The sequence below is a fragment of the Bernardetia sp. ABR2-2B genome (assembly GCF_037126435.1).
In the GTDB taxonomy this organism is placed as follows: Bacteria; Bacteroidota; Bacteroidia; order Cytophagales; family Bernardetiaceae; genus Bernardetia.
This window is the reverse complement of sequence record NZ_CP147020.1, coordinates 4,793,670-4,807,864: the sequence shown is the minus strand read 5'-3', so window position 1 is coordinate 4,807,864 and position 14,195 is coordinate 4,793,670. Positions and strand designations below refer to the sequence as shown.

Here is a 14,195-nt window from a genome sequence, read left to right as displayed (position 1 = left end):
TGCTGTTTTTTATTTAACTCTTATGTCATTCCAAAATCTCTACAATAGGATTTCCTATGCAACCACTTGGTTGTTGGAGTTTTAATAGAGAAGCTAAAGTAGCAGCAATATCTGTAATTTCTACTCTGCGATAGGTGTTTCCTTGTTTGATATTTTTACCAAAAAATAAAAGTGGAACTTGCGTGTCATACGTATAAGGAGTTCCGTGATTAGTTCCACCTTTTTTATAATAGGAATCCATATGCCCTGATTGATAAAGAAAAGCTACATCAGGTGAAAGTCTTGGATTAAATCCGTTTTGAATAAGTTGCATGAAACCTGTTCTCTGAATTTGCTTACTCAGCTCTGTTGCTGTAATGGCTTGAGAAATTCCTTTTTGTGTAAGTAAAAAATCTCTCGTCTTTTGTTGAACTTCTTGAAGTGAAATTTTTCTTTCAAGTAATAATTCTCTATTCAGGTATACATCTTGATCGCTGAGATAACTTACAAAATCTCCTTCTCCATACGCTTTTTCTAAAAAGTTATTCAAGCTATCTTTCATAGGCTTCCACTCTAAATAATCAGCATCAAACTGTAAATCATGCAAATGTGAAGGCGTAGGCGCACCTGCGTGGTCGGCTGTCAAGAAAAGTGTATATTCTCCCTCTCCTACATTTTTATCCAAAAACTCAAAAAAAGTAGCTAATTCTCTATCCAACCTCAAATAAGTATCTTGAACTTCTACTGAATAAATTCCGTAACGATGTCCTACATAATCAGTTGCCGAAAAACTAAGTGTCAGAAAATCAGTAATCTCATCTTCTCCTAGTTTCTCACTCAAAATTGCAGTTTCAGCAAAATCTTTCAAAAAGCTATTGGCAAGAGCAGTATAAGGAAACTGCCTGTATTTTTTTTCTGCATCAAATTCCTCAATAAAATAAGGGAAAGTTGCTTTTTTCTCCTTCGTTGGATTTGCTTCATATTTATTCTCATCTGCAAAACTTCCTGTATAATTTGCTAAAGGAAAAAGCAACTCCCAACCTTTTTTTATATACGCATCTGGTAGTTTCTTGTCATTAAAGTCATTTACCCATTTTGGTAATTCTTCAAAATAATAAGTGCTGCTAATCATCTTCCCAGAACTTGCATCATGCCAATAAGCACCGTTTGGAATATGTCCTGCTGGCATAATGGCACTTCTATCTTTGATAGAAACACCCACTACTTTTGCTTTCTGATTGGTTGCTAATCGTAGCTCATCAGTAATTGTACTTGTTTTGAGGTTAAGAGGCGACATTTGTCCCTGCTTGTCATCTGGATTTGGAGTTCCTAAACCTTTTACTGTCTTATCTTCTGCACAATAAAACTTCCTATTTTCTGTTCTGCTGTACCAATTGTTATTTATTATTCCGTGATTGGTCGGAGTTGCTCCTGTAAAAATAGAAGCATGACCAGGAGCTGTATTTGTTGGAGTGTAATTATAATGTGTGTTTTCACAAGAAAAGCCATCATTCAAAAGCCTTTTGAAGCCATTTTCAGAATATTGGTCATAAAAACGATACAAATAATCATAACGCATTTGGTCGACAACGATTCCGATAACTAGCTTTGGGCGTGAGTTGATTAGCTTTTTTTCTGTTTCCTCTTGAGCAAATGAAGGTAGTGAGATAAAAACTACTAGGAAAGACAAAATACTTCCTATTTTTATAGAAAAATTCATATTGATTTGAGCTAATGAATAAATATTACTTTTAAATTAAATACAAAATTGCTCAAAACTAATTATAAAGACAACTTATATATGTTAGTTTAATAAATTATTAGAAACGAAATAGAGACTAGAAAGTCTTTTATGTATATTTGTAAACTAAATCAAGTGTATTCTTTGAGCTATTTTTATAAAATAATACTGTCAAATCCATACTAATTTTCATGAGCAGAAACACATCATCTACTTCGAATACAGGTTTTTCTTTAAAACTAAAATTGCTTACACTTTTAGCTGTCATCTTATTATTAGCTATCTTTTTTACTATTCCTTCTCAAAAATCATCTTCTGATAAATCTATAATTAGTGAAACAAAATTTGCGTTGGAAGATACCACAGGAATAACGAAACTTGTTTTGGGAGAACAAATACTTTCTCAAAGCCAAATCAATTCTAGCAATTGGCTAATGAATGATGATTTTGTAGTGGATGAAGAAATGATTGCTTCTCTTTGGGCAATTATGCAGCGTATTGAAGTCAAAAAACCTGTTTCGGAAAGCATAAAAGATGAAGTTATCAATAGCTTTTTATTAAACGGAATTGATGTACAAGTTTTTAGAAATGATAATCAGATTCGAAATTATAAAGTCTGTACGCATGAAGGCGAAACATACGCTATGCAACAAGAATCTACTTCGCCTTATTCTATCTATATTCCTGGTTATTATTTACAAATAAGAGATATTTTTGATATTCGTCCATATGAATGGCAAGACCGAACACTTTTAGCCACTACACCAAATACATTTCGCTCTCTTTCAGTAGATTATCCACAAAATAAAGAGGAAAGTTTTACAATAGATTTTACAGGAAAAACATTCAAAATAAGAGGTTTAGCAGAAGCTGATACAAACAGAATTTATGAGTATTTGCCTTATTTTAGTGGGGTGATGGGAGAGCAGTATGTCAAAAATGATAACCTTCAAGATTCTTTAAAATCTCTTTCTCCAACAGCTATTTTTTCATTGAATGATATTAGAAATGAAGAACCTCAAAAATTAGAAATTTATACAGCGAGAGGAAAGTATTTTGTTTTATTCAAAAATCAGTTATTACTTTTTTCTCCTCAACTAGCAAATATCCTTTTAAGAACAAAATCTGATTTCGTAAAAACAGAATGATTTTGATTTATTTCGTTTTTTGAAAAAAACTTATACTAAATTTTGATTTTTGCGTTACTTATAAAAGTATACTACATTCTATATGTAATTATATTTCTATTCTTAACTACCTAAAAATCAACCTAGCTATGAAAATTCATTCTCAAAAAACCTACTCTTCAAATATCAATTTGCTCTATTTCTCTGTTTTTCTTGCTTTTATTTTAATTAATTTTTCTAGCTGTCAGACAGGTTCTGATGATAAGGTTAATGAAGAAAAAACGGAAGAGAAATCTGTGCAAACAGACAACACACTTCGTCCGAACTTGGAAACTATCGATGAAAGAACAGCATTGATAGAAAATGGTTCTTCAAATTTGGAAAATAATTTTTCTGATGCTGATAACAAAAAAACAATGTTTTCAGAAGACGAATTAGATGTTTTTTCTGCTACTGATTCATCTGAATTTTTTGCTCGTTTTGCGCCCAAAACTCAAACTTTTGAGATAAATAATAATGGAGAAGGAGATATTTTTTGTGATTTAGGAACGTATATTCATATCGATTCAGGTTCATTTTATTTTAAAGATGGCTCTCCAATTACAGAACCTGTTGTTTTTGAGGTAAAAGAATTTTATGATAAATCAACTGTCTTGCTTTCTGGTCTGACAACGAATACAGAAGATGGTTTTTTGGAAAGTGGTGGGATGCTTCATTTGAAGGCAACTTCTGATGGAAAAGAAGTCAGTCTAAAAAAGGAAATTGATATAGAACTTCCTAGTATTAATACCAAAAAGAGAAATAAAAATGGAATGAGTGTTTATTTGGCTTCTTCTAATGCTGCCAATGCAAATTTGGCTTCAAACCCTCCTTCTAGCTGGACAAACACTAGAAAAAAGATACGACTAAGAGGACTTCCCCCAAAAAGAGATTTTTATCACACAATATCTCTATCTAACAAAGAACAAATAGACAAAGAAGTAAGTAATGTAAGTGATTGTGAATGTGGAGATGTAGAAATAGTTTTGGAAACAGTTGAGGCTCTTTCTGAAAATCTTGATGTAGCAATAAGTAAAGAACATACAGCTAATTTCAGGAAAGTAAACCATAGAAAAGTAACAGGTAAAAATACGTTTAAGAGTGGCGATTATTATTATAATAGAAACCAACGTTTAGGAAAGGATACCACTTACATCGAATATTACTCTACCTTTTCAAGAGAAATTTATCCCAGCCTTGAAGACCAAGAGCGTTATGTTTATGATACAATTAAAGTAGCTGTCGAATTAGGAAAAAAAGGTACAGGACTAATTGTAGAAGAATTGTACAGAACAAATAATGCACTTACTCAAACGAACCTTACCCGTAGTGTAAATTCTGGCGCAGGACTTCGTTTTACTACTCAATTATCTACTATAAGAAGTTGTAGCCAAGACAAGAAAAACTTTTATGTTCAGTCCTTAGATATTTGGAAAGATGTTTTGGAGAAAGGAGAAGATGAGTTTAGAACATGGAAAAAAACACAGCGAAGAGGAGAAGAAGAAAGTTATACTATTTCTTACAAAAAACGCAAAAATCCTATCTTAATTTGGACAGCCATAGTACAAACAACAGCCAAACCATTTAAAGAAGATTATAAAGTGGTAAGAAGAAGGGAGTATTTTTTGAGAAAGAAAAATGAAACAATGCAGGCTAGATATGATGCTTACAGACAAAAAATTATAGATAGAAACAATGAAATTGTAGCCAAAAACGCAGGTAATGTTTCGGCAGGTACTTTGGAATCTTATGTAATGAGTGTAAGTGATTTGGGTTGGATTAATTGTGATAGGTTTTATAGCGTTCCTAAGCAAGATAAGGTAGATTTGCTCGTTAATTCTTCTTTACCTGTGAGAGTAATTTTCAATAATATTAATTCAGTTATGAAAGGAAGTTCTATGGGTGGAAAAAATTTATTTCCAAATATTCCAAAAAATGAACCTATCACTGTTTTTGGGATTCGTAAAAAAGAAGACAAAATTTTTATGGCTCTCCAAGAAACTAAAGTAAGCACCACTCCGATAGATTTAAAGTACAGAGAAGTGAGCTTTAAAGAAATGCAAGAGGCTTTAACTAGTTTGAATCAATAAATATAAAGCTCTATTAAAAAAGACCTTTTACAAAAGCAAAAGCTATGTAAAAGGTCTTTATTATTTCAAGCTATTTTCAGTATTTTTACCGATGAAACCAAAAACGGCTAGAGCATATTTGGATTCTAAACACACAAATACCTACTGGTCTTGCAAGTCTAAGACCTTATCCTGTCCCATATTTTTTTGGGTTAGCCAGTTTATAGCCTTGAACTATTAAACTAAGCATCTTATACCCTTTCCATATTGTCATTTCGCCAGGTAGAGGTTGTTTTTTAGATGGTGTAAATCCACCTAACACAGCGATGCGTATCAAAGCCTCTTGAAGGTAGCGTATTTTTTTCTGACTTTGTTTTCCTAACACCTCTAGTTGTATCTTTGTCAATACTTGATCAGCAGAAATATCTTCATAGTCTTCTGCCAGTTTTTTGAGCAAATAAAGTTGCCAAGCTACAATGGAGAGTAAGCTTATAGCATTAGATAGTGAAGTAAATGTATCAAACTGTAGTTTTTCTACTCGTAAACCCTGTTTAAGCACATAATGCCAACGCTCAATAGTCCAACGTTTTTTGTAGTGTTCTATACAAAGAAGTGCCTGTTGAAGGGTAACTATTTTTTGAGTGGTTAGTAGATACCATTCTACTGCCTCTTGATCTTTGGGAGGGTGCATTTCTTTAGCTATAATAAGAGATAAAGGATGTTCTGATCCCTTTTTCCTTTGCGAAGGTGGGCAAATAATATCTCCCCAGCTTATTGTAAGACGAGCTCTTCTAGCTTCTCTAGTTTTGCTCTTAGGTAGAAAAACATCTATCTCTGATAATGATGAAAAACTAACTTGCCCTAGAGCTATCTTCTCTCCATTTGCATATACTCTACGACGTAAATGATGCACTCTAAATAACAACTCCACATTTCTACCACGAGTAGCATCAATATATTCATAAAAATCACTCTCTCTATCAGAAACTACAATTACCTTAGAAACATCTTTTAAACGATGGCTAATATCTTGTAGAGCCTCTAACCAACGATAACTTTCTTTTTCTTCTATTGGAAGGTGAGGAATTACTTTTTTTTCTTTACTGCCCACTGTAGGCGCCCATATCTTTTGTGAAATCAAACCCAAAGGAATACCTGCTTCCGTAGTAACTAAAGCACTATGAACACAAAGACCTAGAATAGGCTTGCCAGTACTACCTCCTAAGTCACCTAAACCTTCACTAGCCAAATGACCTCCAAAATTCAAATCTGTTGTATCCTGGTGAACCAAAACCATAGATTCAGAAGAACAACGAAGAGAAGATTGACGATAATGTCCGTAGCTAATATCTACTTCTTCCTTTGAAAAAATACGCCAAGCTGCTTTTCGTAGGCTATTACCTACGCTACTACTGAAAGAGTTTTCTGGAGTAGCTAATAATTTATCTGCCATCTTCGAAATACTCTTCGCTTCTCGTAAGTCTTCAACACCACAACCCATAAATTCTCGTTCGCTCCAATGTTCCAAAGGTTGATATAACATAAAATGAAGGTAAGAATAGTAAACAAATAAAATCAATACAAAACAATAGCCAAAATTGAAAAGTTTATGGGACAGGATAAGGTCTAAGACTTACCATACTGATAAATCGTAGTCATAGACAACGCTTAACTACTTTTTTTTCATTCTACGCACAACTAGTGTGTTTGAGTTGTTGGTCATCGTAACGGCAAGCCGAAACTAAAGACACAACAACGGCTTCTTTTACTTTTTAAAATGGGAACACCAACAAGAACGCAGAGTATTTTATATGTGCATACTTTTTTGATTTTAACTTTAAAACCTTAGATTTGTTCTAGTTTAAAAATACAAATACACTGCAGGATGCCGAATACATAATTCTCACTCGGCAGAGCCAAGCGAGAGCCATTTTGCGAGCGACGGCTGGGGGAAGTTAAAAGTGTTCAAGAGTTTGATTCAAGTAGCTCTGGAAATATTGAGATGAATGTTAATGGTAATGATGGTAATCCTATTCAACACGAGTTGAAAGAGAAAGAATAATTTTAGTATTTCACCAAATAATTAAATAATGAAACATTTGCTATTTTTACTTTTTGTTTTTGTGTCTAATACAGTATTTTGTCAAGATTCTTTAGTATATGATAATAGTGGACGCATTTATAAAATATTCAATGAAAACGGAGAGATAGATTATTTTGATGTGAAAGGCATTGAGAAAAATGTATCTCTTTATACTGATGATAGCATCTATTTGAAAGATGAAGATAAATATAGGCAAATAGCTAAACTCGTATTAAAGGGAATTACTTTACCTAGGAATCATGGTAATCCACCAAACCCAGTAATGTTTTCCATTTCGATGGTAATAGAAACAGATGGAAGCGTTTCTAACATAAGAATCATACAGGGCATTGAAGGATTTCTAGATTGTGAACTACTTGACAACATTGATAAAGTAAATAACTTCATATTTGACACTTCTAAGATAAAGGTTCTCCCTTGTGAGTTCATGTTAGTAAACTATATATCCTATTAATAATGCAAATAAGTGGTTAGAATTATGAATGCCCCCCCAGTTGCTCGTAGTGTTGCAAAATAAACTTGTTAAGCGTTGTCTGCGACTACGATTTACCTCCGTTCGTCGTAGTGTTCCAATAGCCAAACAAAAAAAATGAATGTTGGGCGTTGTCCCCCGTTCGGCTGAGTCTTCCAAAGACTAAAAAATAAAAAAACAAGTGTTGGGCGTAGTCTGCGACTACGACCTATCAGTTCATCAAGTCTTAGACTTGCAAGTTAAGTAGGTATTTTTGTATTTACTTGACTACATAAATCTGAAGATTTATATAACTGATAGGTCTTAGTTACAAACTAAGCCCAACAACATATTTTGTATTTGCTTTATGGTTTCCCCCGTTCGGCGTAGAATTTGAATAAAAATCTAATGCCGTTGTTGGTGTTTTAGCGTGAGCGATACCAACAACATCATGTAGCAATTTGTTATGCACCCAAAAAAACCGACACTTCGAAAAGTGTCGGTTAAATTGTATAAAATTAATCCACCAATAATTGGGTAACGGCTGCCGTATTCATTGCCCATTCTTTCGAATAGACTTCATCAGCAGGATTTTCTTCATCATTTGTTTCCAAAACCTCTAAATCTTGGGCTTCGGCTTTCAAAAGCAATAGATTTCCGATGCTAAGTTTTGCATCTAGCTTTCCTAAAAGGGTTTCTACTCCTCTTATATCAAGCTGTCCTACTACTTGTCCGTGGAATGAGAGTTCTAACCAAACAATTTCATTTGCATCAATATCCAAAACTCCAAAAACAAGACCTTTTGTGAGATTTCTTTGGATTCGGACTTGATGTTGAACACAAGAAGGGTCATACGCCACTCCTGTTTTTTCTGAAATTGTCATTTTGTGTTTACTATTCATCCAACCAACTACCAAATTAGGAGTAATTTCTCCATTTGAGTAGGCATTGCAAGTAAATGTAACATACCTTGCTCCCTTTTGGCGCAATTCTTTTACATCAATATCAATATATTCGGCTGTTCCAATTTTATCTGGAATACTCATAATATCGCCACTATGCTTACAACCATCTGTAACCAAATTGCTGTATGAACAAATATCATAAGCAGTACCATAATTAGAATATTCTCTTTTAGAATTATCTACCTTTGGTTTGTAAGCCACATGACAGCTCAAATCCATATCCAAATGTTGTGCAGGTAAGCCTTCGCCCCATTGCATAAACAAACGAACCGTATCTCCTTCAATCTCAAAACGAGTCCCCATAAGTGCAGAAGGCATATCCTGTACGGTTTCGCTTCTATCGCCTATCGAAACAGGAACTTTGAAAAGCATTGGGTCAATAAAAATTGTTTTGTTCTCATTTTTATCTTTGATTTTTTGAGCTTCAAAACGCTTTCTCATTGCCAAAATACATAGTTCTTCAATTCCTTCTTTCATAGCTTTCAAGCCTTCTTCATCATAAAGAGCAAGAAGTTGATTTTTAGGAATATGCTTATTTGTTCCTCCAAGTGGCTTAACAGCACGATTTCCACCTTTTGTGAAATAAGAATCTGCATAGGTATTCAAAGTAAAAACAAGACGAGCAGGAACTTTATCAATTATTTCAGAAAAAGCCTCCAAAACATCCTCTTTTCCAAACCAAAGCATATTGGCAAATAATGACCTAGCAAAAAGTCCAGGACGTTGCTTTAAGAGTTGCATCGTTTTATTTACGTCTGTACGCAAACGATATTTATCAACTTCTCCTTGCCAAACTCTATAATCTTCATTATAAAATTTATCCAAAACGGTTTTTAATTTCTCAAAACCTGTTTTTTTGCTATACTCTGCCAAACGCAAAGCACGAATAAAACGAACCCACATTTCACGTTTTGGGTGCATTGCCTCACACATTATATCAGCATTCATTTCCAAATTATTGAGCCAAGAGGCCACCATAAAACATTCTTTTCTTGAATATTTTAATTTCAATTCAGTTTTTGCTGCTAATCTAGCTGCTGCACTTTGGTCTAACTCTTTTAAAATTACGCTTGCAATATGTTTGTTATTTTTGGCTTTGCGTTCTACAATTACTTTTGGCTTTACAAGCTGTAAAAAACCAGTATGTTTGTACCACAAATAACGCATCACATCAACAGGCGACTTGAAATAAACTTGTGCTTTTTCAGCCTTACCCAATTCTACCAAATTAGAAATAACAACCATTAGCGTTTCCTTCATTTTGATTTCTACACTTGGTAAACCTTCCTCTTTGTAGGCTTGAATCATTTTTTTCAAGCTATCAATTTGAGTAGCATCAAGAGCCGTTTTGGAAGCCAACAAATCTTCAAAATACTGTTTTGCTTCTTTGTCAGTCCAAAGAGAAAGCATTTTGAGTTTGCTTCCTTGTCCGAAATTCTCATCTTCTAGTTCTCCAAACTCAAAAGGAGTTCCACAAAACGGACAGCCATTATAGCGTTCTAAAGGAAATGTATTTGGTGGAATTGTGTGTCCACAAGCTAACTCTACACCTCTTTTTTTATTTCCTTTTGGAATAAATACATTGACAAACCAAGTCATCAAGTGGTCAGTAATATCCTCGCCAGTAGGCACATCCCAACCTTTTACAAGTGGTGTCCAGTTTTTATTTACTCCCATTATGGTTTTGAACTTATCGGCAATCATTAGCTGATAATTGGTAGGCAGATTATTTAGCGCAGTCAAAAGCTGCTCATCTACTCCAAAACCTAGCTTTGCTAAATTAGCCACCAAAACAGAAGTTGTTTGTCTTAGCTTTTTGTTTTCTCCAATTTTTGTATCAATCTGTTCATTAATTTCTGCCATTTCAGTCATTACATAAATGGCTTGGTTACGAACAGCAACAGCAGAAAGATTAGAGAATTTTGTAGTTGTTGGGAAAATAGTTTCCATAAATTATAATTGTTTTAATTTAAAAATAGGTAATCATAGAACTGGTAATCGTTAAGAGCGATTTGCCTACTGTCGGCAAACGAAGTAAGTCCTATTTGACCTGAAATTTATTTTTGAAAGACAGTAAATAATAAAAAGATAATCTCAAGACTAATGTGCGTTTATAGCACCGTTGTTATTTACGGAGAAGTAAGTCTTGATTGACCTTTATTTCTACCTATTTCTTTCTGAATACTAAAGTATTCGTTATATTTTTCTCACTCTAAAGAATGAGTAATATTTTGCTAAGTGGACAGGATTCGAACCTGTAACCCCTAGAGCCGAGAAGTAAATCTATATTGACCTTTAGGTAATCTATACATTAAATGCTAGTGCTCTACCATTTGAGCTACCACTTAGATATTTTTTATAAAAAAAGGTAATCTCAAAACTATGAATTGCATTGCAATCCGACTTTTAAGCGAAAAGAAGTAAGTTTTGATTGACCTATTTTTTTATTTTTAAAATCTGCTTTTCTTGCCAAGTGGGTAGGATTCGAACCTACGACATTTGGGTGTACTATAATAAGGGTTTTGTAGTAAATTTGAATTGACCTAAAAAGTAAATATGGTAGTTTAATTTTTTTGTAAGATAATTTTCAAACTAAAATCCCAATGCCTACCAATTTGTTACCACTTGTTATTCTTAATAAAAAAGGTAATCACACGACTGTTTTCAACCAAAGAATTTAGAAGTAAGCCGTATTTGACCTTTATATTTTGAATTTCTTATTTTTTTAGAAAAAGGGGGACAGGCAGGATTCGAACCTGCGACCCACGGCACCCAAAGCTTAGAAGTAATTTTCATTTGACCGACTGAAAAAGAATACAACGATAATCATAAAAATATACGTTGCTCTACCAGACTGAGCTACTGTCCCCATACAGTCAAAAAATACAGGTAATTTCTAATCAGACAGGACTCGAACCTAAGCTCCCCACATGTGGGAAACCTCAACCAATAGAGAAGTATGACTAAATTGACCTAGTATTTTTTATTTTTGAATTGTAATAACTTTTTATCACAAAACTTGTGGGGCAGACAGGATTCGAACCTGTGTAAATAATTGTAGTAAACTTTATTTGACCGATGAAGCGATAATGATAACGTTTTCTATTGCCTATCCTCTTGGCTACTGCCCCTTTTTAATTTATAGAAACACTACATCTAAAAAATAAAAATAGTTTCATTTTGGATGTAAAACCTAAAAAATCACTTTAAGAGAAAAACCTGACTACTATAAAAGGTTTTTATCGATGACGAATAAAATTAAAAAATGTATTTGTAGTCTTCAACCTACGAACTTATTATTTTTCATAAAAAACGGCTTCAAAATATTGATATTTTGAAGCCGTTTTTATTCGGACTCTAAACCGTCGTTGAGACGTTTCCGTCAATGAGGATTAAATTCTACTCATCATAAGCCCAATCAATCTTGTCTTTCATATCTTTGAAAACAATACCGATTTCTTTTGCTTTGCTTCTCAAATAATCTACTTTTTCATAGTTTCTAGCTTCTTTAGCTTCTTTATACATTTCTACTAAAGTAACTATCATTTCTTTGAGCATCTTTTCACCTTGTGGCAACTCTTCTTTTATTCCCAAAACCTGTTCTGTAAAGTCAATCAATGTACTTTTCAGTTTATCAAAAGATTCCTTTGAGATTTGAGAAAACTCAAGCTGTCCAGTGTGGAGCATATTTATTTTCTTGACAAGATTAAACAAAGCTGCAATAGATTTGGCTGTATTAAAATCATCATTTATTCCTCTAAAAACAGAAGTTACCGATTTTTGAATATCACTTTCATGTTTTTCATTAACATTTAATTCTACCGTTTCAGGATATTCAAGGCTTTTAGCATTTTTGATTCCGTTCATTAGTTTAAAATAGCCTTTTTTGGCAGCTTTCAACGCATCATCTGTAATGTCCATTGTGCTGCGATAATGCGTCTGGAACATAAAAAAGCGAAAAACCATAGGTGAATAGGCTTCTGTCAAAAGTTCTGAATTTCCTGTAAAAAGCTCCTCTGGCATAATTACGTTTCCCAAAGACTTTGACATCTTTGTTCCGTTCATGGTCAGCATATTCGAATGTAACCAATACTTTACAGGCTCTTTTCCTGTGGTGGCTACGGCTTGTGCAATCTCACATTCGTGATGAGGAAACTGCAAATCCATTCCTCCACCGTGAATATCAAACTCATTTCCAAGATATTTTGTACTCATTACAGAACACTCCAAATGCCACCCAGGAAAACCTTTGCCCCACTCTGTGTTCCATTGCATAAGGTGTGAAGGGTCTGCATTTTTCCAAATAGCAAAATCTACACTGTTTTTCTTTTCGTCTTGTCCGTCTAGTTTGCGTGTTCCTTGTCCTTCTAGTTGCTCTTCGATATTTCTACCAGAGAGTTTTCCGTAATTGTGGGATTCGTTATACTTCACTACATCAAAATAAACAGAACCATTAGACTCATAAGCAAAGCCGTTTTTAAGAATTTGTTTTACCATCTCAATCTGTTCTATCAAATGTCCTGTTGCAGTAGGTTCGATGCTTGGGGGAATATTTCCCAACTCCAACATCACATCGTGAAAGCCATTGGTATAACGCTGAACAACTTCCATCGGCTCAATTTTTTCTAATCGTGCTTGTTTGGAAATCTTATCATCGCCTTCATCGCTATCTCCAGTCAAATGACCTACATCGGTAATATTTCGGACATATCTCACTTTGTATCCCAAATAACTCAAATATCTATAAACGACATCGAAAAATGTAAATGTACGACAGTTTCCCAAATGCACGTCATTATAAACCGTAGGACCACAGACGTACATTCCGACAAATGGCGCATCTATGGGTTCAAACTTTTCTCGTTTGCGAGTAAGTGTATTATAGAGTAAAAGGTCTTTTTCAGGATTCATTAAAGCGATATTAATATAATTAACCGTTGTTGAGGTGTTGCCTTCAACGAGGATTTGAATTTATTACCCCAACGACGGCTTTATGCCTCGTTGACGGTTCAAAATGGTTTGTAATAACAAAGTTACCAAAAAACACCAAGTAGTAATAAAAAAATTCCATTTTAGGAATAATTTTGCAGCGTTTTGAGATAAAAGTTACGTAATCTAAGAAAATGCTTAATAAATCTTAATGAATTTATTGTCAAGACACTTCAAAGTGTCAGACAATTATAAACCAAAAACCATGAAAAAATCTATACTTTTTATGCTCTTTTTTTTGTGTTTTTCTACTTCTGTTTTTGGGCAGATGACTGTGAGTGGGAGAGTAATTGATAAAAAAGACGGTGGTTTACCTGGTACTAGTATTGGTATAAAAGGGACAGAAACAGGAACAATGACAGATATCAATGGGAATTTTGAAATTATGGTAGAAACTGAAAATAAAATAACTACACATCTTCTAGAAAGTAGTACTGGATTCAAATATTTTGGCATTATGTACGGATTAGGAAATCAGCAGTTTGAGAAAGAAGGATTAGAAAATAACACAAGAAAAAACTGGGGTGCAAACATAGGAATTGCAAAACGAATAAAATACATAGGTCTTTTATATTTCAAATCATTCTACTGGCAAGATTACTGGGCGTGGGAAGCAAATCTAAACAAGTCAATTTACTATAAAAAACTAAGGCTAAACACAGCAATTTCCTATCGCCAAACCACACAAGACTTTAAGGAAGTCAATCTGACTTTAGGCTATATATTTTAAT

Annotated in this window: 8 protein-coding genes, 2 tRNA genes and 1 pseudogene; 4 read left to right on the top strand and 7 right to left on the bottom strand. The window is 33.8% G+C overall.

Going from position 1 to position 14,195, the window contains the following annotated elements; translation table 11 throughout:
* Window positions 1–25: 25 nt before the first annotated feature.
* On the bottom strand, window positions 26–1,699 hold the full coding sequence (pafA, locus tag WAF17_RS20225) for an alkaline phosphatase PafA (RefSeq protein WP_338763683.1): 1,674 nt from the start codon (window positions 1,697–1,699) through the stop codon (window positions 26–28).
* A gap of 212 nt (window positions 1,700–1,911) precedes the next feature.
* On the opposite strand from pafA, the gene WAF17_RS20220 reads away from it, so the two are divergent.
* Together WAF17_RS20220 and WAF17_RS20215 are read left to right on the top strand one after the other, a co-directional pair.
* Window positions 1,912–2,868: a hypothetical protein gene (locus WAF17_RS20220; protein ID WP_338763680.1), complete on the top strand. Its 957-nt coding sequence runs from the start codon at window positions 1,912–1,914 to the stop codon at window positions 2,866–2,868.
* A gap of 128 nt (window positions 2,869–2,996) precedes the next feature.
* A complete protein-coding gene (locus tag WAF17_RS20215; protein WP_338763677.1) occupies window positions 2,997–4,976 on the top strand; it encodes a hypothetical protein in 1,980 nt (659 codons plus the stop codon).
* Window positions 4,977–5,142: 166 nt separating this feature from the next.
* On the opposite strand, the gene WAF17_RS20210 is transcribed toward WAF17_RS20215, so the two are convergent.
* Window positions 5,143–6,498, bottom strand: coding sequence for an IS4 family transposase (locus WAF17_RS20210; RefSeq protein WP_338761572.1), 1,356 nt, complete (start codon window positions 6,496–6,498; stop codon window positions 5,143–5,145).
* Window positions 6,499–7,045: 547 nt separating this feature from the next.
* On the opposite strand from WAF17_RS20210, the gene WAF17_RS20205 reads away from it, so the two are divergent.
* Window positions 7,046–7,513 carry a hypothetical protein gene (locus WAF17_RS20205; RefSeq protein WP_338763674.1) on the top strand — a complete coding sequence of 156 codons (468 nt, stop codon included), beginning with the start codon at window positions 7,046–7,048 and terminating at the stop codon, window positions 7,511–7,513.
* A gap of 515 nt (window positions 7,514–8,028) precedes the next feature.
* On the opposite strand, the gene WAF17_RS20200 is transcribed toward WAF17_RS20205, so the two are convergent.
* From WAF17_RS20200 to cysS, 5 genes and pseudogenes are all read right to left on the bottom strand, one after another.
* Window positions 8,029–10,425, bottom strand: coding sequence for a hypothetical protein (locus WAF17_RS20200; RefSeq protein ID WP_338763672.1), 2,397 nt, complete (start codon window positions 10,423–10,425; stop codon window positions 8,029–8,031).
* Between the two features lie 284 nt (window positions 10,426–10,709).
* Window positions 10,710–10,823, bottom strand: a tRNA-OTHER gene (locus tag WAF17_RS20195).
* 387 nt (window positions 10,824–11,210) lie between these two features.
* A tRNA-OTHER gene (locus WAF17_RS20190) sits at window positions 11,211–11,344 on the bottom strand.
* 153 nt (window positions 11,345–11,497) lie between these two features.
* Window positions 11,498–11,606: pseudogene (locus WAF17_RS20185) on the bottom strand.
* Window positions 11,607–11,874: 268 nt separating this feature from the next.
* On the bottom strand, window positions 11,875–13,386 hold the full coding sequence (gene cysS / locus WAF17_RS20180) for a cysteine--tRNA ligase (protein WP_338763670.1): 1,512 nt from the start codon (window positions 13,384–13,386) through the stop codon (window positions 11,875–11,877).
* A gap of 283 nt (window positions 13,387–13,669) precedes the next feature.
* Here cysS and WAF17_RS20175 point away from each other — a divergent pair, with 283 nt between their 5' ends.
* A complete protein-coding gene (locus WAF17_RS20175) occupies window positions 13,670–14,194 on the top strand; it encodes a carboxypeptidase-like regulatory domain-containing protein (RefSeq protein WP_338763668.1) in 525 nt (174 codons plus the stop codon).
* The last annotated feature ends 1 nt before the right edge of the window (window position 14,195 follow it).